The organism is Sphingopyxis sp. C-1 (assembly GCF_001047015.1).
Lineage (GTDB): Bacteria > Pseudomonadota > Alphaproteobacteria > Sphingomonadales > Sphingomonadaceae > Sphingopyxis.
This window is the reverse complement of the sequence record NZ_BBRO01000002.1, coordinates 593,997-618,518: the sequence shown is the minus strand read 5'-3', so window position 1 is coordinate 618,518 and position 24,522 is coordinate 593,997. Positions and strand designations below refer to the sequence as shown.

At 65.4% G+C, this 24,522-nt stretch carries 16 protein-coding genes; 10 read left to right on the top strand and 6 right to left on the bottom strand.

Features of this window, described 5'->3' with window-relative positions; translation table 11 throughout:
• The 4 genes from SC1_RS17420 to SC1_RS17405 are packed head-to-tail and all read right to left on the bottom strand — an operon-like array spanning position 1 to position 5,443.
• Positions 1-1,113, bottom strand: coding sequence for an NAD(P)-dependent alcohol dehydrogenase (locus SC1_RS17420; RefSeq protein WP_062185494.1), 1,113 nt, complete (start codon positions 1,111-1,113; stop codon positions 1-3).
• A gap of 12 nt (positions 1,114-1,125) precedes the next feature.
• Positions 1,126-2,010: a helix-turn-helix domain-containing protein gene (locus SC1_RS17415; protein WP_062185492.1), complete on the bottom strand. Its 885-nt coding sequence runs from the start codon at positions 2,008-2,010 to the stop codon at positions 1,126-1,128.
• Positions 2,007-3,218 (bottom strand): cytochrome P450, encoded by a 1,212-nt coding sequence (locus SC1_RS17410; RefSeq protein ID WP_062185491.1) that lies wholly within the window; start codon positions 3,216-3,218, stop codon positions 2,007-2,009. Before SC1_RS17410 ends, SC1_RS17415 begins: the two co-directional genes overlap by 4 nt.
• 2 nt (positions 3,219-3,220) lie before the next feature.
• On the bottom strand, positions 3,221-5,443 hold the full coding sequence (locus tag SC1_RS17405) for a TonB-dependent receptor (protein ID WP_062185490.1): 2,223 nt from the start codon (positions 5,441-5,443) through the stop codon (positions 3,221-3,223).
• Positions 5,444-5,774: 331 nt separating this feature from the next.
• On the opposite strand from SC1_RS17405, the gene SC1_RS17395 reads away from it, so the two are divergent.
• The 5 genes from SC1_RS17395 to SC1_RS17375 all read left to right on the top strand — a co-directional run bounded on the left by SC1_RS17395 (position 5,775) and on the right by SC1_RS17375 (position 13,252).
• The gene (locus SC1_RS17395; RefSeq protein WP_062185488.1) at positions 5,775-6,155 is read left to right on the top strand and encodes an OsmC family protein; all 381 of its coding nucleotides are present in this window, start codon (positions 5,775-5,777) and stop codon (positions 6,153-6,155) included.
• A 50-nt stretch (positions 6,156-6,205) separates the two neighbouring features.
• On the top strand, positions 6,206-6,826 hold the full coding sequence (locus SC1_RS17390) for a TetR/AcrR family transcriptional regulator (RefSeq protein WP_152682482.1): 621 nt from the start codon (positions 6,206-6,208) through the stop codon (positions 6,824-6,826).
• Positions 6,827-7,231: 405 nt separating this feature from the next.
• Positions 7,232-8,503 carry an efflux RND transporter periplasmic adaptor subunit gene (locus tag SC1_RS17385; protein ID WP_062185487.1) on the top strand — a complete coding sequence of 424 codons (1,272 nt, stop codon included), beginning with the start codon at positions 7,232-7,234 and terminating at the stop codon, positions 8,501-8,503.
• Between the two features lie 133 nt (positions 8,504-8,636).
• Entirely contained in the window at positions 8,637-11,831 is a 3,195-nt protein-coding gene (locus SC1_RS17380) for an efflux RND transporter permease subunit (RefSeq protein ID WP_062185485.1), read from the top strand.
• 11 nt (positions 11,832-11,842) lie between these two features.
• Positions 11,843-13,252: an efflux transporter outer membrane subunit gene (locus SC1_RS17375; RefSeq protein WP_062185483.1), complete on the top strand. Its 1,410-nt coding sequence runs from the start codon at positions 11,843-11,845 to the stop codon at positions 13,250-13,252.
• Positions 13,253-13,268: 16 nt separating this feature from the next.
• Here the strand turns inward: SC1_RS17375 and SC1_RS17370 are convergent, their stop codons facing one another.
• Positions 13,269-14,639, bottom strand: coding sequence for a PLP-dependent aminotransferase family protein (locus SC1_RS17370; protein WP_193749211.1), 1,371 nt, complete (start codon positions 14,637-14,639; stop codon positions 13,269-13,271).
• Complete coding sequence (locus SC1_RS17365; RefSeq protein WP_062185479.1) at positions 14,629-15,069, bottom strand: DUF983 domain-containing protein; 441 nt, start codon at positions 15,067-15,069, stop codon at positions 14,629-14,631. The genes SC1_RS17370 and SC1_RS17365 overlap by 11 nt, the downstream gene beginning before the upstream one ends.
• A gap of 270 nt (positions 15,070-15,339) precedes the next feature.
• On the opposite strand from SC1_RS17365, the gene SC1_RS17360 reads away from it, so the two are divergent.
• The 5 genes from SC1_RS17360 to SC1_RS17340 all read left to right on the top strand — a co-directional run bounded on the left by SC1_RS17360 (position 15,340) and on the right by SC1_RS17340 (position 24,419).
• Positions 15,340-16,242: a LysR family transcriptional regulator gene (locus SC1_RS17360; protein ID WP_062185477.1), complete on the top strand. Its 903-nt coding sequence runs from the start codon at positions 15,340-15,342 to the stop codon at positions 16,240-16,242.
• Positions 16,243-16,347: 105 nt separating this feature from the next.
• Positions 16,348-17,157, top strand: a complete 810-nt coding sequence (locus tag SC1_RS17355; RefSeq protein ID WP_062185475.1) for an SDR family oxidoreductase — start codon at positions 16,348-16,350, stop codon at positions 17,155-17,157.
• Positions 17,154-18,089 carry an alpha/beta fold hydrolase gene (locus SC1_RS17350; RefSeq protein ID WP_062185472.1) on the top strand — a complete coding sequence of 312 codons (936 nt, stop codon included), beginning with the start codon at positions 17,154-17,156 and terminating at the stop codon, positions 18,087-18,089. Before SC1_RS17355 ends, SC1_RS17350 begins: the two co-directional genes overlap by 4 nt.
• A gap of 108 nt (positions 18,090-18,197) precedes the next feature.
• Positions 18,198-19,538, top strand: a complete 1,341-nt coding sequence (locus SC1_RS17345; protein WP_062185470.1) for a hypothetical protein — start codon at positions 18,198-18,200, stop codon at positions 19,536-19,538.
• Positions 19,539-19,715: 177 nt separating this feature from the next.
• Positions 19,716-24,419: an NAD-glutamate dehydrogenase domain-containing protein gene (locus tag SC1_RS17340; protein WP_062186917.1), complete on the top strand. Its 4,704-nt coding sequence runs from the start codon at positions 19,716-19,718 to the stop codon at positions 24,417-24,419.
• Positions 24,420-24,522: the final 103 nt, after the last annotated feature.

The window sequence follows — 24,522 nt, the reverse complement described above, 5'->3', positions numbered from 1 at the left end:
TTAGGGTATCAGCACGACCTTGATGCACTCGCCGCGCGCCTGCGCGCCCAGCGCCTCGTTGATCTCGGCGAGCGGGAAGGTCTTGATCAGCTTGTCGAACGGGAAGCGTCCGGCGGCGTGATGCGCGATCAGCTCGGGAATGAAGCTTTGCGGGTCGCTGTCGCCTTCGATGATCCCGATGATCCGGTGCCCCGGGGTCATCAGCGCCGCGATATTGACGCTGATTGCGGCGTCGGCCTTTGATGGCACGCCGACGAGCCCGATTGCGCCATGGCTGCCGAGGGCGGCGAGGCCCGCCTCAATGACGGGCACGACGCCGCTGGTGTCGAAAGCGAAGTCGAGGCCCGCGGGCACAATCGCGCGCAAGGCCTCGGACAGATTGACCGATTCGCCGGGGTCGATGACATGCGTCGCGCCGAGTTCCAGTCCGATTGTGCGCCGCGCGGCGACAGGTTCAACGAGAATGATCGTCGAACAGCCCTGGATCACCGCGCCCATCACCGCGGCGAGCCCCACGGGGCCGCCACCGAAGATTGCGATGCTCGAACCTGAGGGACAGGCGAGCGAGTTCATCACCCCGCCGGCGCCGGTCTGGAAACCGCAGCCGAGCGGGCCAAGCAGTTCGAGAGCGACCTTCGAAGTGTCGACCTTCACGACGTTGCGCGCGCGGGTGACTGTGAGGGCCGAGAAGGAGGATTGGCCAAAGAAGTGCGACGTGACGCGTTCGTCGCCTTTCGAATAAGCGGTCGAGCCGTCGTCGAGGCGCATCCCCGCATAGTTGAGCGGCACGAAGCTTTGGCAATAGCTCGGCAGATGCTCGTCGCAGCGCGGACAGGCGCCGCAGCTTGAGAAACCGACGACCACCTCGTCGCCGACGCTCAAGCCTTCGACACCCTCGCCGATTGCCTCGACCACCCCTGCGCCTTCATGGCCGAGCACGCCGGGCAGCGCGAAGGGGGCGAACTGGTCGCGGAAAATGAGGTCGGTGTGGCAAAGTCCGACACCCGCGATCCGTACACGCACCTCGCCCGCACGCGGCGCCTCGACCTCGATCGTCTCGATCGTGAAATTGCCGCCGGGCTGACGCACCACGGCCGCCGTCGCTTCGGTCATCTTTTTCTCCGTTCAGTGCAGCCCGCGCCGTTCCTGCTGGCGATAATCGCTTGGTGCCATGCCGAACCAGGCGCGGAACGCGCGGCTGAAATGGCTCTGGCTGGTGAAACCCGTCGCTTCCGACAATGCTGCAAGGCTGAGGTCGGTCTGAACGAGCATCTGCTGCGCACGATCAAGCCGCGCCTTCATCACATATTGATGCGGGGAGATGCCGGTCGCCTTCTTGAACAGGCGGCAAAAGTGCGAGGGCGTGACGCCCGCGACCGACGCCATCGCCTCCAGGCTATGCTCTTCGGCAGGATTGGCGAGCACCGCATTCATGATCTTGTGCAGTCGGTAGGCCGAGAAATCCGAGACCGGGATTTCGGTCGGATTGCCGTGCGCGGGCGGGCCGGAGAGGATATGCGCCTTCAGCGCATTGACCATCGCTGCGACATAGGCGGTGCGTTCCTCGGCCTGCGGGGCATAGAGTTCGGAGAGGATTTGCCGTGTGAGGGCGACGCCCAAAGGATCGGCGAAGGCGAAGCGCATCTTGTTGAACTGGTCGGCGTGCGGTTGCCCCGCGAGTACATCCGACGACATCGACAGGGTGACGACATCAAGTTCGCCGTCGACGAGCCAGCCCGTCGGCATTCCCGCGGGAACGATCGTCGCGCAGCCGGGGATCGAACTGGTTTCGGTCCAGCCGTCGCGGTCCCATGTCTTCACCTGCGGCTTGCCCGCGACATGGACGGTGAAGATCGGCTGCGGCAGCGCGGGGAGGGTATAGCTGCCGACGAATTGACGCCAGCGGCAGAGCGACCACCCATCGCCGATGGATCCCATCTCGACATCGGGCGCGCGGCCGAGAACGTCGCAGATGATCTCCTTATTGTCCCAGACGCTCTCGTTGTTCACGTCACCAGCCTGACGTCGAGCCGCTTGAAGCCGTTGATGAAGTTCGACCGCACGCGGATCGGCTCTCCCATGATCTCTATGCGGCGAACATGACGCGCCATTTGCTCAAAGGCGAGTCGCAATTGCATTTCGGCGAGTCGCGATCCGACGCAGACATGCGTACCGGCGCCGAAGGCGAGATGCTGGCGGATCGGGCGCATCACATCGAAGGCGTCAGGATCGGCGAACACCGCGGGGTCGCGATTGCCGGCGGGGTAGAAGACGACGACCTTGTCGCCCTGGCGGATCGTCTGCCCGGCAAGTTTTGTGTCGCGTGTCGCGGTTCGTCGCATGTGGATCACGGGGCTGGCGTGACGCACCATTTCCTTGACCGCATTGGGCAGCAGGCCGGGATCGGAGCGGATGGCGTCCCATTGATCGGGATTGTTGGCAAATGCGATCAGGCTGTGGTTGATCGAATTGCGCGTCGTCTCGTTACCGCCGACGAGTGCGAGGATCAGATTGCCGATGAAATCGCCGAGCGGAACGGGTTGGCCGTGTATTTCGGCATTGGCGAGCAGCGACGCGATGTCGGGACCGGGGTTGGCGCGGCGTTCCGCGAACAGCGCCGAAGCAAAGCCGATGAATTCGCCCATCACCGCCTGCATCGCTTCAGGCGACTGGCGGAAATCGGGGTCGTCCTCGCCGACGAAGGCGTCGGTCCAGCGGTGGAGATCGTGCCACATATCGGCGGAGACGCCGAGCAGTTCGGCGAGGGTGAGGAGGGGCAGCGGCACGGTCAGGAGCGGCAGGATGTTCACCGCCTCGTTCAGCGGCACATCGGCGAACAGCCGCTCGACGCGTTCGGCGATCCGCGCTTCGATGCCTTCCAATCGCGCCGGCGACAGCGCGGGCATCACGAATTTGCGGTATTGGGTGTGCGTCGGCGGATCGCGCGAGATGAAGGGAATGCCGATCGCCGATTCGCCGGCGCCGGTCAGCCCGACCTCATTTTCATTGAAGATGCGATGCCCGCCATTTTCGTGTGCCGAGGAAAAGAGATCGGCCTGCCGCGACACGGTGATGATGTCATCGAACCCCAGCACCGCCCAGAAGCCCGCGCCATCGCTTTCGGGGTTCCAGTGGACCGAGCCTGCGGCGCGCAAGGCCGCAAGCTCGGCATAAGGCATGCCGCCGACGTAGAGATCCGGATCCTTGAGATCGGTCATCGTCAGAAGCTGTAGCGCAAGGACACGCCATAGGTACGCGGCGCCGACGGTACGAGGAAGTTGTACGGGAAGCCCGCGCCGCGCAAGTCGAGGCCGTAGCCATATGTCTTGCGCTCGAAGATATTGTTCGCGAACGCCCGGACCGTCAGTGCGTCATTGCTCCAGCTGAGCGACGCGTTGACTTTGGCGTTCGCGCCCTGCTGCAACTCGCTGTTCACTTGCGGCGTGCCGGGCGCGTCGATCTCGTTGAACGGCGAGAAATATTGGCGGCTCGAATAGGCCATGTTCGGCGCGAAAGTGATTTTCCCGCCCACGACGTCCAAGACATCCCATTCGAAACCGAGTTGCGCGGTAAGCTTCGGCGCGAAGGGCAGCTCATTGCCCGACAGGTCGGCGCCCTGCAGCGTCAATTCCTTATATTTCGAATGCAGCCAGCCGAGCGAGGCGTTGATGCGGAGACCGTCGGTTGGGCGCAGCGTGGTCTCGACCTCCAGCCCATATACTTCGGACGATGGCGCGTTGACGAGGAAGGATACCGGTCCCGCGCGCGTGTCCTGCAACTGCTGGTTCGAATAGTCGTAGTAAAAGGCGGATGCTGCGTAAGTGAGCAGGCGCCCGCCCGCGCGGCCCTTGATCCCGATTTCATAGGCGTTGACGCGCTCGGGCTCGATATAGCCGATGCCGCTCGACGACGTGTAGCCGCCGCCATTGACCGCACCCGCGCGGTAACCGCGGTTGTAGCTCGCATAGACGAGCGGGCCGTCGTCGAAGGTGTAGCTCAATGCCACGCGGCCGGTCAGCGCATTATTCGTATCTGCGAGCGCGAAGCGCGCGGCGGGATCATAGGGGCAGGTGCCCGCGACCCCGGCGCACGGCACCGTCGTCGCGATCGGCGTCTGCGGGTCGTCGACCCCGCCGATGAACAGATAGGCAAAGGCGTCGTCGTAGCGCGACTTGTCCTTGGTATAGCGCGCGCCGAGCGTGAGCACGAGCCGATCGGCGAGGTCGATGTCGGCTTGTCCGAACACGGCATAGCTTTTGCGGACCTGCCGGTAATGCTGGAAGAAGCCGCCTGCCGGCGGCAGCGGCAGGTTGAACGTGTTGTCGGTGATGTTGCGGTCCCAGCCATAGAAGAGCCCGCCGACGAAGGTCAGTCCGTCGCCGTCGTAATTGGCGCGCAGTTCCTGACTGAATTGGCGATAGTTCGAGCGCCAGTTGATATCGAGAATATCGAGCGGCGATCCGTCGGCCGCCTGCTGAAGATTCTGCTTTCCGCCATCATAGCTGGTGATCGAGGTCAGGCTGAGCGTATCGCTGAGTTCGAGTGCGATATTTGCCGAGAATCCCCAGGCGTCGGTGCGGTTCTCGCCGATCCGATTCTCGTTCGTCTCGAAAAAGCCGAGCCCGGTGCGGAAGGGTTCGAGGCCATGCACCGCGGCCTGCGTCCCGCGGTCGCGGCCGGCATAGGCGCGCAGCACGATGTCGAGCGTCTCGACCGGCTTGACGCGCAGCGAGGCGCGGCCCTGCAGCGTGTCGATCGACGCGGCGTCGCGTCCGCCGGGGAAGATGTTTTTGATCTGCCCGTCGCCCTTGGCGTAGTTCACCGCAAGGCGCAGCCCTGCGACATCCTCGGCGAGGGTTGCTTCGGCGGCGCCCTGCGCGGTGATTGTGTCGAAATTGGCGTAACCGAGCTGGACATAGCCGTTGGTGCCGGAGAGGCCGGGCTTCTTCGTGATGAAGTTGATCGCGCCGCCCGTGGTGTTGCGGCCGAACAGCGTGCCCTGCGGCCCGCGAAGCACTTCGATGCGGTCGAGATCGAACAACCCCATGCCGTGGCTGGTGCGCGGCGCCAGATAGACATCGTCGAGATAGACGCCGACGGGCGACGCCTGATTGCTGTTATATTCGTTCGCGACGCCGATGCCGCGCAGCGAGAAGTTCGGCTGCGTGTCGCCATAGGGGCTGTTGATCTGAAGGTTCGGGACCGCGTCGCCGAGTTGCGCGGAATTGGTGATGCCGCGGTCGGCCAGCGTGTCGCCGCCGAGGGCAGTAACCGCGAGCGGCACGTCGAGCAGCGACTGTTCGCGGCGCTGCGCGGTGACGACGATATCGCCGTCGGTCGCAGCGGTGTCGGGCGGCGTCGGCGCATCCTGCGCCATGGCGAAAGTCGATGTCGAAACGGCGAGCGCAGCCAGCATGGCGCGCGCGAAAGGCAAAGCTGCCATAGTCCTTCTCCCAATTTGGCGGGGCTTCTGCGAGCCCTGTCAGCTAGGAAGACTAAGGCGAGGGGCGCGATCTGGCTTTAGCGCGCCTTGCAACGAGTTTTGACATTTCTTGCGCGCAAAATCGGCCTCCGGCACGCGGTCGCAGTTCCGAAACATTCGCTGCAAGCCGCGAACGACTGCTCGCGCGCTGTCGTTCAACGTCACCGACGCGCATGCGTTCGACTATTTCTGGACGCGCGTTGCTCCGGCGCCCGCGAAGTTGGGGAATCGACTTGTCGTTTCGCCGTAACACGGAATAGGGATGGCGACCCCATCGCCAGAAAGGATCGTCATGGCTCACGGAACCGCGCGTATCGGCAAGGATCATTATCGCACCGAGATCAACGTCAGCGGCCATGACCTGATCGGCGACGAAGGGCCGGGGCTTGGCGGAAAGAATGAGGGACCCGCGCCCTATGACTTCCTGCTCGCCGGTCTTGGCGCCTGTACAGCGATTACACTCCGCATGTACGCCGACCGCAAAGGCTGGCCGCTCGAATCGGTCGACGTGGGCCTGCGATTGCTGAGCAAGGACGGCCTTCGGGTCGACCGGGTGCTGGCGATTGCGGGGCTCGACGACGAACAGAAGGCCCGTCTGGCCGATATCGCCGAGCGGACGCCGGTTACGCTGACGCTCAAGAATGGCCTGCCGATCGATACGCGGCTCGCCTGACGGGCGCGCCACTGGACAAGTTGCGATCTACCACTTATATACCAGCCGTTATGGAAATCGAAACTGCCACCGTCGCCGCTCCGCATAAGGGCCGTCCGCGCGAATTTTGCGTCGATATGGCCTTGGCGTCGGCGCTGCGCGTCTTCTGGTCGAAGGGCTATGAGGGCGCCTCGATGGCCGACCTCACCGAGGCGATGGGGATAACGAAGCCCAGCCTTTATGCCGCATTCGGCAACAAGGAGGCGCTCTTCAACAAGGCGCTCGACCTCTATGAGCGCGAAAAGGCCGATTATATGCGCGCGGCGCTCGAAGCGCCGACCGCGCGCGGTGTTGCCGAGCGGCTGATGTACGGCGCACTCGACATGTATACCTGTCCGGAGAATCCAAACGGCTGCCTGGGCGTGATTACATCGGTCGCGTGCGGTGCGGAGGCCGAATGCATTCGTCAGGCCGTGCTCGAACGCGGCGCCGCGGCGAAGCGCGCGATGCTCGAACGCTTCGCGCGCGCCAAGGAAGAAGGCGACTTCCCGCCCGATACCGACGCCGAAGGACTCGCTGCGTTCCTGACCGCAGTCAATCAGGGCATGTCGGTGCAGGCCGGCGCCGGCGCGACGCGCGCCGAACTTGAACGGCTGGTCGAAACCAGCCTGAAGCTGTGGCCGGGGCGCTGATAGAATTATTTTTACTGCCCGGTACAGAATGGTCTTGACGCAGCGCAGCAAGACTTATATACCACTCAGTATACAAAGATAGGGCTCTCCCCCCGGGCCGGCCGCCGCAGGACAAAGATCGTGCGGCGGCCGGAACCATCATCACCGATCAGTAACCCGGGAACGCGTCCTGTTCCGGTCTGGCGCCTGCTGGCGTTCGTCCGCAAGACATAAACAGGGACCTCGCGCGCGCATCCTTGCGTGCGGCGGGACAGGGTGGCCGTCCTCTTCGAAGAGGGCCCTCTGGCGACAAGGACCATCAAGTCACCGGCCGGAAGCACGCGCTTCCGGCACAGGATTTCTGCGCCCTCGCTCTTTCAGCGGGGCGCGGGCGACCGAAACGAACGAATAGAAGAGGGCATATTCATGACCGTCCACACCCCGATCGAAAAGCTCGACCCCGCCGATGCGAAGGTCCGCCGCGAACTCAAAACCTTGCTCCATCCCGCCCGCGGCCGCCGCGCCGCATGGGTCGGCGCGTTTCTGGTCCTGATCGTCGGCGCCTGGTGGCTGCTCCGCGATGGTGCGCCGCCCGCTGCTGCCGCGCCTGCACCCGTCCTCACTGTCGCCGCGCCGCTCGCGCGCGACGTAACCTTGTGGGACGAATATATCGGGCGCTTCGAGGCATCGAAGGCAGTCGAGGTGCGTCCGCGCGTTTCGGGTGCGATCACCGGCATCCACTTCACCGACGGCCAGATCGTCCGCCAGGGACAGCCGCTCTTCACCATCGATCCGCGTCCCTATCGCGCCGCGCTTTCCGAAGCACGCGCTTCGGCGGCGAGCGCGCGTAGCGATCTCGCGCTCGCACGGCTCGAACTCGAACGTGCAAGCCGTCTCGTCGATGTCGAGGCGGTGTCGCAGAGCGAGATCGATCGGCTGCGCGCCCGTGTCAATGCGGCCAACGCGGCACTGGCTGGCGCCGATGCCCGCATCGCCGCACGCGCGCTCGATGTCGAATTCACCACCGTGCGTGCACCGCTGAGCGGTCGCATCTCGGACCGCCAGATCGACGCGGGAAACCTTGTGTCTGCGGGTGACGCCGGCGGCACGTTGCTGACCACGATCAACGCGCTCGACCCCGTATATTTCACCTTCCAGGGTTCGGAGGCCTTGTTCCTCAAGACCAAGCGCGAGGGTGGCGACAAGGGAGCGGCGGTCGAAGTCCGCCTGCAGGATGAAAGCGACTATCGCTGGAAGGGCCAGCTCGATTTTACCGACAACGGCCTCGACCCGCGTTCGGGCACGATCCGCGCCCGCGCCAGCTTCCGCAACCCCGAGATGTTCCTGACCCCCGGCATGTTCGGCAATATGCGCCTTTCGACCGGCCAGACGGCGCGTGCGCTGCTGGTCCCGGCTGCCGCGGTGCAGACCGACCAGGCGCGCAAGATCGTCTATGTCGTCGGCAAGGACGGGATGGTCGCGGCAAAGCCGGTCGAGATCGGCCCCGAAGTCGATGGCCTGCGCGTCATCCGTTCGGGCCTGACGCCGACCGACCAGATCGTCATCAACGGCTATCAGTTCGCCCGCCCGGGTACCAAGGCAGTAACCAAGGTCGGCAAGATCGCCGCAGCGGCACCGAAGCAAGGTGCGGCCGCAGCCGCTGAACCGGTGTCGGCGCAGGCGACGTTCGCAAAATAATTAAACTCGTCATCCCGGCGCAAGCCGGGGTCTCAAAGGTGCGTTGATTTGCTGACGTCGAGATCCCGGCCTGTGTCGGGATGATGGAAGCGCTCGCGTTACCGAAGGCCAAATTTCAGACAGGGGCTCTCCCATGCGCCTATCACGCTTTTTCATCGACCGGCCGATCTTCGCCGCCGTGCTCGCCGTTATCATCACCATCGTCGGCGCGGTCGCCTATATCGGCCTGCCCGTGTCGCAATATCCCGACATCGTCCCGCCGACGGTGACCGTGACCGCAACCTATCCGGGCGCGTCGGCCGAAACCGTCGCTGACACGGTCGCGGCGCCGATCGAACAGGAAATCAACGGCGTCGACAATATGCTTTATATGAGCAGCCAGTCGACCGGCGACGGCGTCGTCACGATCACCGTGACTTTCAAGATCGGCACCGACCTCGATGCCGCGCAGGTGCTGGTGCAGAACCGCGTCGCGATCGCGACGCCGCGCCTGCCCGAAACGGTGCAGCGGCTGGGCGTGGTGACACGCAAGACCTCGCCCGACTTCCTGATGGTTGTGAACCTCGTCTCGCCCGACAAGTCGCTCGATCGCGCCTATATCTCCAACTATGCGCTGACCCAGCTCCGCGACCGTTTGAGCCGCATCGACGGCGTCGGCGACGTGCGCCTGTTCGGTGCGCGCGACTATGCGATGCGCGTGTGGATCGATCCCGGCCGCGCCGCCGCGCTCGACCTGACCGCGGGTGAGATCGTCGCCGCACTGCGCCGCGAAAATGTGCAGGTCGCGGCGGGGACGCTCGGCCAGCCGCCTTATGCAAATGGCAGCGACTTCCAGCTCAACGTCGAAACGCAGGGCCGCCTTACCGATCCCAAGGATTTCGCGAATATCGTCATCCGCAGCGATGCGGACGGGCGGCAGGTCCGCGTGTCGGACGTCGCGCGCGTCGAACTCGGCGCGTCGGATTATAACAGCAACACCTATCTCTCGGGCGATCCCACGGTCATCATGGCGGTGTTCCAGCGCCCCGGCTCGAACGCGCTCGCCGCCGCTGAAGCCGTCGAGGCCGAAATGGCGTCGTCGTCGAAGAATTTCCCCAAGGGCCTGGAATATCGGGTCATCTACAACCCCACCGAGTTCATCGCCCAGTCGATCGACGCCGTGATGGAAACGCTGATCGAGGCGGTGTTCCTGGTCGTCATCGTGATTCTCGTGTTCCTTCAGAAATGGCGCGCAGCGATCATTCCGGTACTCGCGATCCCGGTATCGTTGATCGGGACCTTCGTGGTGCTCGCGGCGTTCGGCTACAGCCTCAACAACCTCTCCCTCTTCGGGCTGGTGCTTGCGATCGGCATCGTCGTCGACGACGCGATCGTCGTCGTCGAGAATGTCGAGCGCAATCTCGAAAAGGGCATGAGCGCGCTCGAAGCCGCGCGCACATCGATGGACGAGGTATCGGGCGCGCTGGTCGCGATCGTGCTGGTGCTCTGCGCCGTGTTCGTGCCGACCCTGTTCCTGACCGGCCTGTCCGGCGCCTTCTATCAGCAGTTCGCGGTGACCATCTCGACCGCGACGATCATCTCGCTCGTCCTGTCGCTCACCCTGTCGCCAGCACTTGCGGCGATCCTGCTCAAGCCGCACGCCCCGGCGCAGGCCGACGGATGGCTGATGGCACGCATCCACCGCGCCGGCGAACGCTTCAACGAGGGTTTCGAGCGGCTGAGCAACGGCTATGCGCGGCTCACCGATCGGCTGGTGCGCGCGCCGAAGAAGATGATGGTCACCTATGCCGGGCTGATCGCCGCGACGGCCGGCCTGTTCTGGGCTACGCCGACCGGCTTTATCCCCGCACAGGATCAGGGCTATTTCCTCGTCGTCGCCAAGCTGCCTTCAGGCGCCTCGGTCGAACGCACCGACGCGGTGCTGAAAAAGGTCGCGGCGCGCGTCCTGCCGGTCGAAGGCGTTCTCGGCTCGGTGATGCTCGCGGGCTTCGATGGCCCGTCGCAGACGCTCGCGCCGAACTCGGCTGCCGCATACTTCCCGCTCAAGTCGTTCGAGGAACGCGGGAAGCTCGGCGTCAATTTCGAGGACATCATGAATCAGGCGCGGGCGAACACCGCCGACATCACCGAGGCGCAGATCGTCGTGATCCCGCCGCCGCTGATCCAGGGCATCGGTTCGGCGGGTGGCTACCGGATGATCGTGCAGGATCGCGGCGGGAACGGCTATGCCGCGCTCGCGAACGAGACGAACAATCTGATTGGCAAGGCGAACCAGACCCCGGGCCTCGCGAACGTCTTCACCTTCTTCGATCCGTCGAACCCGCGCGTCTTTGCCGATATCGACCGTGCGAAGGCGAATGCGCTCGGGGTGCCGCCCGAACGTGTGTTCGAAGCGTTGCAGGTCTATCTCGGCTCGGCGTTCGTGAACGACTTCAACCTGCTCGGCCGCACCTATCGCGTTACCGCACAGGCTGATGCGCCCTATCGCCAGACCGTCGCAGATATCGCGAACCTTCGCACGCGGTCCGATTCGGGCGCGATGGTGCCGATCGGGTCGGTCGCGAATTTCGAGGACCGCACGGGGCCGTACCGCGTCACGCGTTACAACCTGTTCCCGGCAGTCGAGATCGACGGCGATACCGCGCCGGGGTCGTCTTCGGGTGCGTCGTTGACGACGATGGAAAAGCTCGCCGCCGATAATCTGCCGGCGGGTTATGGCACCGAATGGACGGGCATCGCCTTCCAGCAAAAGGCGGCGGCGAACACCGCGGGGATCGTCTTTGCGCTTGCAGTGGTCTTCGTCTTCCTCGTGCTCGCGGCGCAATATGAGAGCCTGATGCTGCCGCTGGCGATCATCTTCATCGTGCCCATGTGTCTGCTCGCGGCGATGGTCGGCGTGAATCTGCGCGGCATGGACAATAATGTGCTGACGCAGATCGGGCTCGTCGTGCTCATCGCGCTCGCGGCGAAGAATGCGATCCTCATCGTCGAATTCGCCAAGCAGGCCGAAGAAGAAGATGGCTTGTCGCCGATCGAAGCCGCGGTGCGTGCCGCACGCGACCGTCTGCGCCCGATCCTGATGACCAGCTTCGCCTTCATCCTCGGCGCCGTGCCGCTGTTGATCGCGAGCGGGGCGGGGGCGGAACTGCGCCAGGCGCTGGGTACCGCGGTCTTCTTCGGCATGCTCGGCGTGACGGCGTTCGGCCTCATCTTCACCCCGACCTTCTACGTCGTCGCGCGCTCGCTCAGCCTATGGTCAGCCGAGCGGCGGGCGCGGCGCGGCGGATCGGACGACCACGGGGCCGCGCTGCCGGTTCCGGCGGAATAAGGAACAAGATCATGATCCTTCGTAACATCCTAACCGCCGCCTCGGCCCTGGCGCTTGCCGCCTGCGCCGTCGGCCCCGACTATAAGGCGCCGCAATCCGCGTCGGCGCCCGTCGCCACCGGGCCGTTCGTCTCGGCGAACAGTCCCGCAGTATCGCTCGCGCCCGTCGCGGGCGACTGGTGGCGGCTCTACGACGATCCCGTCCTCGACGGGCTCGTCGGCGATGCGCTCGCCAACAACACCGATGTGCGCGTCGCGGTCGCGAATATCGCCCGCGCCCGCGCATCGCTGCGCGGTGCGCGCGCTGACCGGCTGCCGCAGGGTGAGATCGGCGCCGGCGCCAACTACGGCCGCAGCCCCGAAGGTCAGCGCCTTCCCGGCGCCGACCGCGAGGATTGGGCGGTCGATGTCGGGATCAACGTTTCGTACGAGGTCGACCTGTTCGGCCGCGTCAGCCGCTCGATCGAGGCCGCGCGCGGCGACGCCGCCGCTGCCGAGGCCAATGCCGACGCGGTGCGGGTGATCGTCGCCGCCGATACGACGCAAGCCTATGCCGATGCCGCCTCGGGCGCCGCCCGTCTGGACGTCGCACGGCGCATCGTCAGCCTGCTCGATCAGCAGGTAAAGCTTACCGAACGCCGCAAAGAGGTCGGGATGGCGACGGGGCTCGACCTCGCGCGCATTACGACGCTGCGCGACCAGCGTTCGGCGGACATACCCTCCATCGAGGCCGAGCGGCAGGCGGCGTTATTCCGCCTCGCGACTCTGACCGGTCGTGCCCCCGCTGCGCTCCCCCCCATCGCGGCGGACCGCAACATCAGCCTCGAGATCACCGACCCGATCCCAGTCGGTGATGGGGCGGCGCTGCTGAAGCGCCGTCCCGATATTCGCGCCGCCGAGCGCCGCCTTGCCGCCGATACGGCGCGTATCGGCGTCGCGACGGCGGATCTTTACCCGCGCATCACGCTTGGCGGTTCGGCCGGTTCGACCGGCTCCGGCTTTGGTGACATATTCGGCGGCGGCCCGGTCCGCTGGTTGCTCGGCCCGCTGCTCAACTGGGCCTTCCCGAATCAGGAGCCCGCGCGCGCGCGCATCGCCGCCGCCGAAGCGGACACGCAGGCCTCGCTGGCGGAATTCGACGGCACGGTGCTCCGCGCGCTCGAGGAAACCGAAACCGCGCTGTCGTCCTACGCGCGTTCGCTCGAACAAAGGCAAGCGCTGCGGGCCGCACGCGATCAGGCCGAACGCGCGGCGCGTATCGTGCGCGCGAAGCGGCAGGAAGGCGCATCGGATTCGCTCGAATGGCTCGACGCCGAACGGACTTTCGCTGAGACCGAAGCCGTGCTCGCCGCGCAGGACGGTCAGATTTCGCGGCGCCAGATCGCATTGTTCCGCGCGCTCGCGGGCGGCTGGTCGACCTAGGGTCGGGCCCTGGGGGTCAGACGATGTTGTTCGCCGCGCTGCCGGGTGTCCAGAGCTGCGCGGCGAGCCGGTGCAGCGCGCGCGACAGGTTCCGGCGATCGATCGTTCCCCCGAGCGAGATACGCATCGCCGCCGGCGCATCGGGCGCCACCGCGAACCGGTCCGAAGGCACCGCCGACAGTCCGTCGAGCGCCAGCGCGGCGGCGAGCGTATCGGGGTTAATATCATCGGCCAGCGGCAGCCAGAGATGATAGCCCTGCGGGTGTGCGTTATGGTGCCCCTCGCCGAGCACGGTCCGGGCGAGCTTTTGCCGCCAGGCGGCTTCCTTGCGCACCGCGTCGACGAGCGTGTCGAACGTGCCGTCGGTCAACCACAGCGATATCATCGCGGCATTGAGCGGCGGTGCCATCACGGCGCTTTCGTGCTGGAATGATGAAATTTGCATGGCCTCGGCGACGCCTGGCGCGCGGACAAAGCCGACGCGCAGTGCGGGCGACACGACCTTCGCCATGCTCGCAATGTACCAGCCGTTGCCGGGCGCGAAACTTGTGATCGCGGGAAGCGGTGCATCGGGAAGCAGGCCGTAGGCATCGTCTTCGATGATCTGCACGCCGGTATCATGCGCCCAGCCCGCGATGGCTTTGCGGCCTTCGAGCGCGATCGTCGCGGCGGTCGGATTGTCGTTCGTCGGCACGACATAGAGCGCACGCAGAGGCGCATCGGCATGCGCTGCCTCGATCGCTTCGACGGTCATTTCGGCCAGCGGGACGAGGTGGGCGCCGATCCGGCGGGCGACAGCGCGAAACCCCGGATAGGAATAGAGCCCGCACGCGATGCGGTCGCCGGGCCTAAGGATGGTCGACGCAATGGCATGAAGTCCGTTCTGCGCACCCGCGGTGACGACGATCTGTTCGGGGTCGGACGACAGGCCAAGGCGCATCAGCAGTTCGGCGCCGCTTTCGCGGTCGGCCGCGGCGCCGCCGGGGCGCTGATAGTGAAGGCGGGCGACGCCGCCGCCCTGCGTCAACGTTCCGAGTGCCGAGGCCATGGCTTCGGCAAGCCGCGATTCGGCGGCGACCGGCGGGCTGTTCATTGCGATGTCATTTTGTGCGGTGGTGGCTATCTCCCCCGTCCGCACCGCATCGCTGATAAAGCTGCCGGCGCGTCCGCGCGCGACGATCAAGCCGCGTTGCCGTGCCAGATCATAGGCCTTGGTAACGGTCGTCAGGTCGATGCCGAGCCGCGCTGCAAGCTCGCGCTGCGGCGGCAGGCGGTCGCCTTGATGGAGTTCGCCGCGCGCCACGGCGGCGGCGATCGCGCCCGTCACCGCCTTATATTTGGGTCCTGCGGCACCCGCGATATCGGGCGTCCAGGCGTCAGCCGCCATGCCGTTCGTCCGCTTCGTGCCTTTCGCGCGCATTCAGCTTTGCCCACAGATGCTCGGTTCCCGATTCCTGTGCCTTGTTCACATATTGCGAGGCGACCAGCCAGCCCTTGATCGGGCGCAGCGGGAGCACGCACCCGATGACCATGATCGGGATCGAGAAGACGAGGTGAATCCAGAGCGGCGGGCTGTAGGCGATCTGCAACCATACGATCACGAAGGTGAGCGGAAAGGCGACGATGCACTGCGAGAAAAAGGCCGGGCCGTCGTCAGGCGCGGCAAAGCTGAAATCCAGCCCGCAATTCTCGCACCGGTCGGCCAGCTTGAGCCACGAGCGGAACATGCGACCCTTGCCGCATTCGGGGCATTTGCCATGCCAGCCCGACCACAGAATCCAGCGCAGTTTTTCGTTTCCGAGATCGCCGCTTGTCATATCCGACTCCAATCGACGCATAGCCAATGCCATGCAAAGCGGACATAGGTTCAGGACCGAGAAAATTGAAGAATTCAATCAAGTAATTGAAATATATCTATTATATAACGAGATCCCAATTTTAGCATGGCTATCTGAACAATATAATCCATGCATAATTTGGCAATACCGACCCAACGGCGACGGTTGCGGGGTATTTTGCCGGACAATCTCGCCGGCTATGTCGCGCGGCCGAATGGGATTAAAGCGGGTGGGTGGAACGGAGGGCGGATGGATCGTCTCGACGCAATGCGGGTGATTTTGGCGGTCGTCGATGCCGGCAGCCTGTCGGCGGGCAGCCGCAAGCTCGGCGCACCGCTGCCCAGCGTCAGCCGCAAGGTCGCCGATCTTGAACGCCATCTCGGCACCAATCTGCTCGTTCGGACGAGCCGCAATATCCAGCTCACCGACGCGGGGCGCGACTATGTCGAGGCGGCGCGGCGCATCATCGCCGATGTCGACGAGGCCGAGCGGCGCGCGTCGGGCGAATATCAGGCACCGCGCGGCGAACTGGCAATCACGATGCCGGTCGAGTTCGGCGCGCGCCACGTCGTGCCGATTGCGCTCGCCTTCATCGAGGAATTTCCCGAGGTCACGCTGAAGCTCGTGACGTCCGACCGCATCGTTCCGATGGTCGAGGAACATGTCGACGTGGCAATCCGCCTAGGTCATCTCGCCGATAGCGGCCTCTATGCGGTAAAGGCGGGCGCGTTCCGGCTGATCAGCTGCGCCAGCCCCGCCTATCTTGAACGGCGCGGCATACCGCGGCATCCGGACGAGCTGGCGGGGCATGACGGCGTGGCGTTCGGGCCAAAGCCGATATTCTGGACCTTCACCGTCGATGGCGAGGAACGGATTGTCACGCCGCGCCCGCGCGTCGCGGTCAACACCGCCGCGAGCAATCTGGCGGCCGCGCTCGCCGGAATGGGGATCGCACGGCTTTTCGACTATCAACTGACCGGCGAAATCGCGTCCGGCGCGCTCGTGCCGATCCTGATCGATTATCCCGATCCGCCGCGGCCGGTGCATATCGTCTATCCGCGGCAGGGCCTGCTGCCCCTGAAGGTGCGCAGCTTCATCGACTGGGCGGCGCCACGCCTACGTGCCGCCTGCGACGGCTTCGGGACCGGCTGACCCTATCGGCGGACGAGAGGCTGGCTCCCGGATCGGGCGTCTACTGGCGCTCTGCCGCACCCGTTACATCGCTTCCATTCCCGATTTACCTGGAAAGGAAGCATCATGAACGAAGCAAAGGGCATCGCCCTCATCACCGGAGCATCGAGCGGAATCGGTGCGCTTTACGCCGATCGTCTCGCGCGGCAGGGCTATGATTTGATCCTTGTTGCGCGCAGCGCCGACAAGCTCGGCGGGGTGGCCGAGGCGATCCGCGAGGCCACCGGCCGCAAGATCGAAACCGTCACCGCCGATCTTGGCAACCCGCACGATCTGCGGGCCATCGAGGATCGGCTCGCGAGCGATGGGGGTATCACCATGCTCGTCAACAATGCCGGCATCGGATCGACCGCACAGGCGCTGGAAGCCGACGTCGACGCGATGAGCGCGATGGTGTCGCTCAACGTCAACGCGCTGATGCGCCTCAGCTATGCGGCGGTCCCGGCCTTTGCCGGACGCGGGCACGGCACGATCGTCAACATCGCCTCGATCGTCGCGGTGGCGCCCGAAGTGCTGAATGGCGTTTATGGCGGAACCAAGGCCTTTGTCCTCGCCTTCAGCCAGAATCTGCGTCACGAACTCGCGGGCACCGGGGTTCAGATCCAGGTCGTGCTCCCCGGCGCCACCGCGACCGATTTCTGGAGCATCGCGGGTACACCCGTCGAGCATCTGCCCGGCGAGATCGTCATGCGCGCCGACGATATGGTCGATGCCGCGCTCGCGGGCCTTGCACGCGAAGAATTTGTCACGATCCCCGGTCTCCATGACGAAAGCCGATGGGAGACCTTCGAGGCGGCACGGCAGGCGATGGCGGCCGAGCTGTCGACCGATACGCCCGCACCGCGCTATGCGGTTCGTGAAGGGGTGGCGGCATGAACCGGGTCGTCCGCGCCGCGCTCGCCGCGGCCCTCACTATCGGCTCCGCGCCCGTCCTCGCCGGCGAACCGGCGAAGGCAGCGGTCGGCTTTATCGAAGTCGACCCCGCGATCACGCTCCGACATATGGTCGTCCATAATCCCAACCCGAAAGGGACGGTGCTCCTGCTCCACGGCTTCCCCGAAACATTATATGTCTGGCAGGACATGTCGGCGGCGCTCGCCGACGATTATGAGGTCCATGCGTTCGATTGGCCGGGCTATGGGCAATCGTCGCGCCCCGCGGCCAGCGAGTTCGCCTATGCGCCGCGCGATTATGCCCGTGTCCTGAAAGCCTATATCGCGAAGGCGGGGATCGATCGGTCGAAATTGACGATCTATGCGACCGATATCGGGGCGCTGCCCGCGCTGCTCGCCGCGCTCGACGATCCCGACATTGCTCGCACGATCATCGTCGGCGATTTCGCGCCGTTCGATCGGCCGCAGCATATGCAGGAAAGATTACAGCAGTTGAAATCGCCCGAAACGGCGGAGGCCGCGCGGATACAGTTCAATCAGGCGCGCGACGAGATTTTCGAGAATTCGACCCGGCGCGGCCTTGCGCCCGAAGCGCAGTTCGGGGTGCCGCAAGCCTATCAGGAAGACCGGCGCCGGGGATGGGGGCAGGGCGCCATGACCTCCGCCGATGCCTTCTATCATTATTATTCGCACTTCAGCCGCGATCAGAATGATTTCGAGGCCAATATCGGGCGGCTGAAGACCCCGGTGAAGGTCATGTGGGGTGAGAAGGACGTCTTCATAAATCACGCGTTGGGAGCCGAACTGGCCCAGCGCATCGGCGCCTCATTCCGTCTCTTGCCAGGCATCGGACATTATCCGCACCTTCAGGACCCGCAGGGTGCCGCCGGGGAAGTCCGGTCTGCCTTTCGATAGGCGAATGCGGCGGCGCGCGGGATCGCGCGTCGCCGTAGCCATCGTTTACGCCGCTTTTACCAGTCCCGGTGCATAAGATTTACCGATGTTTGCGACTGGGGACAAATGATGGACAGCATGCGCGGCCTGCTTTCGGGTAGCCATGATCAGGATGACGGGGCGATCGATGCGCCCGCGTCCGTCGGAGTCGACGAACGGCGGATGCAGGTCCGGGCCTATAATTACTGGGCTTCGCTGCTGGCCGACCGTGCCTATCCCTCCGTCGAGGATCTCGATCTGGAGGGCGCCGATTTCGGTCCCTATTCGGTGCTGCTCGATTTCACGCAGGGCATCGAGAACCCCGGCATTGCCTTTCTGGGCGAACGGCTGCGCGACGAATCGCAGATCGACGAGGACGTCCATTATATCAGCCAGATTCCCGGCCGCTCGCTGCTGTCGCGGTTGACCGACCATTATCTCCAGATCATCGCCAACCGCGCGCCGATCGGATTCGAGGCCGAGTTCGTGAATGATCGCGGTACGACGATCATGTACCGCGGCATCCTGCTGCCCTTCTCGTCCGACGACGACACGATCGATTTCATCATGGGCGTGATCAATTGGAAGGAAGCGGTTCCCGCCGATCAGGCAGAGGAATTGCAGCTTTCGGTCGAGCAGGCGCTGCGCAGCGCGCCGCCGCTGACCGCGCCGGTACCCGTGTGGGCCGACGGCCCCGATTCGGAGCATCTCGACGACGATGTCGCGGCCGATGTCCTGCCGGGCTTTGCCGGGCTGGGAACCGACCCATTCGCCGACGCGAACGACCCGGCGAACGATGACGAACTGTCGGCCGATCCCGGTCAGGATGCCGAACTCGCGGACTGGCTGGCGCTTGCGCGCGAAACGGCCGAGCGCGCGATCGCTGCCGACAGCCGGAGCCGCGGTGCGCTCTATCAGGCGGTGGGCAAGGCGTGGGATTTCGCACTGGCGGCCGAGGAACAGCCCGAAGCCTTTGCCGCGCTGCTCGACGATGCCGGACTGGCGGTACAGGACCGCGCGCCGATGACGCCGGTAGTGAAGCTGGTATTCGGCGCCGCCTATGACAAGACGCGGCTGGCCGAATATGCCTGTGTTCTGGGCCATGCCAGGGAAGAGGGCGTCGGCCGGGGCGAACTTGCAGCCTATCTCGATCGCTATCCGGGCGGGCTCAAGGGACTGGTCAAGGATGCGCGCGCGCGCCGAAAGCCGGCGCAGGACGACGGCGAGCGGACGGACGAAAAACTCGAAGCGCTGCGCCGCGCGCACCCGGCGCTGATCCTCGAACATGATGCCGGCGACGCCGAATTCGTCGTGCTGATCGCGCGCGCGATGCCGGGCGGCCATATCGGGATCGTTGCCAAGGCGGCGGACGATCCGACCCTCGTCGCGAAGCTTGCGAAAAGGGCGGTTCCGATCACGCCCGGCGCCTGACGGCGCGGATTGAGAGCGTTCACGCAACAGACAATCTCAAAATTGAAATATTTTTGCGTGGACGCGCGAACGAGGCCTTGAGCCGCGCGCCGCGCAGGCGCATAGGGGGCGCAGCGAACGGACCCCCGCCGATCGTCGGCTGGGATCCCCCTCTTTTGGTTCGGGATGCTGCACTTTATGCCTCAGAATACGTCCGACACGCCGGAAACGGACACGCCAACCCCCTCCACCGTCAAAATTCCTCCGAAAGTTGCCGCCGCCTATCTGGCCGCGCTCGCCGGCAGCGCGCTGCCGGGCGAGGGCGACGATATGGACAAGGCGGCGCTGTCCGATGCGAGCCAGTTCGCTGCGCGTGCTGCGCTTGAGCGCACGGCCGAAACGCCGTCGTTGCTGCTCGAACCGATTGCCGCCGACGGCACCGACCGCCGCATGCGGCTTGTCATCATCAATGACGACATGCCCTTCCTGGTCGATTCGACGTCGCAGATCGTCGCGGCGCAGGGTCTGGCCGTCCACCGCATCCTCCACCCCGTCGTAACCGTGAAGCGCGATGCCAAGGGGCATTTGCAGGAAGCCGGTGAAGGATCGGCCCGCGAGTCGGTCATTTATATGGAACTCGAACGCGGCGACGCACGCGCGCGTCGCCGCCTGCTCGACGCGCTCGAGGCCGCGCTGCGCGACGTGCGTGCGGCGGTGCGCGACTGGCGTGCGATGCGCGCCGCGATGCTCGCCGACGCCGCGATGCGCGTCGAGGGCGAGGCGGCCGAACTGCTCCGCTGGTTCGAGGGCGGGGCGATGACCCAGCTCGGCCACGAATGGCGCACGCGCGACGGCAAGGTGCAGGACCCGCTCGGCATCAGCGAAAGCGCCGACGGCCAACTGCTGTCGCCGGCCGCGCTCGAAGCCGCTTTCGCCTGGTTCGATCAGGGCGGCACCGCGCCGCTGCTGATCAAATCGAACCGCTTGTCGGCGGTGCATCGCCGCGTCCTGCTCGACCTCGTCATCGTACCCGAGGTGAAGGGCAAGAAGGTCGATCGCCTGTCGATTCATGCCGGCCTCTGGACCAGTGCCGCGCTGTCCGCGCCGCCCGCGAAGGTGCCCGTGCTGCGCGCGCAGCTCGAAGCCTTGATGGCGAAATTCGGTTTCGACCCCACGGGCCACGCGGGCAAGGCGCTCGCGCACGCGCTGACCGCGCTGCCGCACGATCTGCTCATCGCGTTCGACGCGGCGTCGCTCGAAGAGCTGGTGCTGACCTCTATGTCGATCACCGACCGGCCGCGGCCGAAGGTGGTGATGGTGCAGAGTGCGCTCGGCCGTCACCTGTTCGCTTTCGTCTGGTTGCCGCGCGACGAAGTTTCGACCGGCCGCCGCCTTGCGGTCGAATCGCTGCTGGTGCGCGAGGCGAAGGCCGGCGTTATCGGTTGGACGATGGTGCTCGAAGACGGCGGCGCGGCGCTCTTGCGCTATACGCTCGACCTGCGCAGCGGCGGGGTCGTACCCGACGCCGAGGCGCTGAACACCCAGCTCGAACAGATGGTGCGTGGCTGGCAGCCCGAGGTTGAAGCGGCGCTGGCGAAGCGCGGGGATCCCGGCCGCGCGGCGGCACTCGCGGCGCGTTTTGCGCCGACCTTCCCGCCCAACTACCGCAACCTCTATAATCCTGAGGAAGCCGCGCGCGATATCCTTCGCCTGCGCGATCTCGACGCCGCCAACCCGCGCAGCGTGCGGCTGGCGCGCAAGAGCCTCGACGGCGACGACCGGCTGCGGCTCAAAGTCTATAGCGCGGTCGGCCCGCTCGCGCTGTCCGACGTCGTACCCGCGCTCGAACATTTCGGGTTTGAGGTGCTCGAGGAAATCCCGACCGCGCTCCAGAGCAGGGCTCCCGGTGCCGAGGGCGAAGACGAGCAGTCGATCGTCATCCATGATTTCACGCTGCGGCTGCCCGCCAATGTCGATGAACTCGCGCTGCTTCCCTATGCCGAAGTGCTCGAAGGCGCGATCGCGGCGGTGCTCGACGGGCGCGCCGAAAATGACGCCTTTAACGAGCTTGTGCTGACCAATCAGACCGACCCGCACGCGATCGTGTGGCTGCGCGCCTGGTTCCGCTATCTGCGTCAGGGCGGCTCCGCCTATGGCATGGACACGGTGGTGAGCGCGCTGCGGCATGCGCCCAAGCTGACGGCGGCGCTGATCGAACGGTTCCGCGCGCTCCACGACCCCAAGGCGCGCGACGCGAAGCGTGCCGACGCACTTGCGGCTGAAATCCTTGCCGACTTTGCCGACATCAAGTCGATCGACGAGGATCGCATCCTCCGCCTGTTCCACGCCGTGATCAGCGCGACGCTGCGTACCAACGCGTTCGCACCCGCGGCCGAGGAAGCGCTGGCGTTCAAGATCGATTCGAGCCTCGTTCCCGGCCTGCCCAAGCCGCTGCCCTGGCGCGAAGTGTGGGTCTATTCGCCGCGCGTCGAGGGCATTCACTTGCGCGCCGGTCCGGTCGCGCGCGGGGGCCTCCGCTGGTCCGACCGCCGCGACGACTTCCGCACCGAAATTCTCGGGCTGATGAAGGCGCAGCGAGTCAAGAACGCCGTCATCGTGCCGACCGGCGCAAAGGGCGGCTTCTATCCCAAGGCGCTGCCCGACGTGTCGCTCGACCGCGACGCCTGGTTCGCCGAGGGCACCGAATGCTATCGCATCTTCATCCGCTCCTTGCTGTCGATCACCGACAATCTGGTCGCGGGCAAGGTCGTGCATCCGAAGGGCGTTGTGATCCACGACGGTGACGATCCTTACTTCGTCGTCGCCGCCGACAAGGGCACCGCGACCTTCTCCGACGTCGCCAATGCGCTCGCGATGGAACGCGACTTCTGGCTCGGCGACGCGTTCGCCAGCGGCGGATCGAAGGGCTATGACCACAAGGCGATGGGCATCACCGCCAAGGGCGCCTGGCTCTCGGTCCAGCGCCACTTTGCCGAAATGGGCGTCGATGTGCAGAGCGACACGATCCGCGTCGTCGGTTGCGGCGACATGTCGGGCGACGTGTTCGGCAACGGCATGCTGCTGTCGAAGGCAATTCAGTTGACCGCAGCATTCGACCATCGCCACATCTTCCTCGACCCCAATCCCGATCCGGCAAAGAGCTGGAAGGAACGCGAGCGGATGTTCAACCTGCCGCGCTCATCCTGGGCCGACTATAATGAGAAGCTGATCTCGAAGGGCGGCGGCATCTTCCCGCGTAGCCAGAAGAGCATAACGCTGACCCCCGAAGTGCAGGCGATGCTCGGCCTTTCGGTCAGCGAAATCGACCCTGGCTCGCTGATCTCGGCAATCCTGAAAGCGCCTGCCGACCTCCTCTGGTTCGGCGGCATCGGCACCTATGTGAAGGCGGCAAGCCAGAATAATGCCGAAGTCGGCGATCCCGCGAACGACGCGCTGCGTGTCGATGCGGAGGATCTGCGCGTCAAGGCGGTGGGCGAGGGCGCCAACCTCGGCACGACGCAGGCCGCGCGCATCGCCTTCTCGGCGAAGGGTGGGCGGATCAATACCGACTTCATCGACAACTCGGCCGGCGTCGATTGTTCGGATAATGAGGTGAATATCAAGATCGCGTTGAACCGCGAGATGGCCGAAGGGCGCCTGTCGCAGGATGATCGCGACGCGCTGCTCGTGCGCATGACGGACAATGTCTCGGAACTGGTGCTCGAGGACAACCGGCTGCAGGCGCTTGCGCTGTCGATCGCCGAAAAGGGCGGTTCGGCGGCGGTGCCGTCGCTCGTGCGGATCATGGAGACGTTCGAGGCATCGGGCCGGCTCGATCGCAAGGTCGAGGGACTTGCTGCGAACGACGAGCTTCTCCGCCGCGCCGCCGAAGGGCGCGGACTGACGCGCCCCGAACTCGCGGTGCTGCTCTCGACCGCCAAGCTCGCGCTGCAGGATGCAATCGAGCATAGCGACCTGCCGAACGATCCTGCGCTCGGCAGCGACCTTGCCGCGGCCTTCCCTGACGAGATGCAGCGCGATTTCGGGCAGGCGATCGCCGACCATCAGCTTCGCCGCGAAATCATCGCAACGAAGATCGCGAACCGCATCATCAACCGCATGGGCATCGTCCATCCGTTCGAACTGGTCGAAGAGGAGGGCTGTGCGCTCGGCGATATCGCGGCGGCATTCGTCGCGGTAGAGCGCCTGCTCGACCTGCCCGCGATCTGGGACGCGCTCGACGAAGCGAAGATCGACGAGAGCATCCGCCTGTCGCTGTTCAGTCAGGCCGCGTCGGCGATGACGTCGCAGATGGCCGACCTGCTGCGCGTTACGCAGTCGCTCTCGCAGCCCGGACCCGTCGTGGCGCGGCTCGAACCCGGTGTCGACCGTCTCAACGCCAGCGTCGACGGTCTGCTCAGCCCGTCGGTCAAGCATCAGTGGGACATGCTGACGCAGCAACTGCTCGACGCGGGCGCGCCCGAGGCGCTGACCGCTTCGGTCGTGCGGCTGTTCAAGACCGACGGCGCGATCGGCATCGTCGACCTCGCCGAACGGCGCGGCGACGACGAGGTCGCGGTGACCAGCGCCTTCAGCCATCTGGGCGAAGCATTGGGTCTTGATTGGGCGCAGACGCTGGCGGCGCATATGAGCCCGGCCGATCCGTGGGAACGCCTGCTCGTCAACAGCCTCGCGCGCGATTTCCAGCAAATGCGGCTGACCTTCCTCGCCGGGCTGCCGAAAGGCGATCTCGACGCGGCGGTGACCAAATGGCTTGCCGACCATGCACCGCGGGTCGAGCAGTTCCGCGCCACGGTCGACCGCGCGCGGATGATCCCGACCCCGAACGGTGCAATGCTGTCGCATATTGCGGGGCAGGCGCGCGGGCTGCTGGGGCGGTAAATATCCCGCTGCCTACCCCGTCATTGCGACCCCGGCGAAAGCCGGGGGAAGCAATTCAGGGCGGTTTGTGCCTGCTCTGGATTGCCGCGTCGCCTTCGGCTCC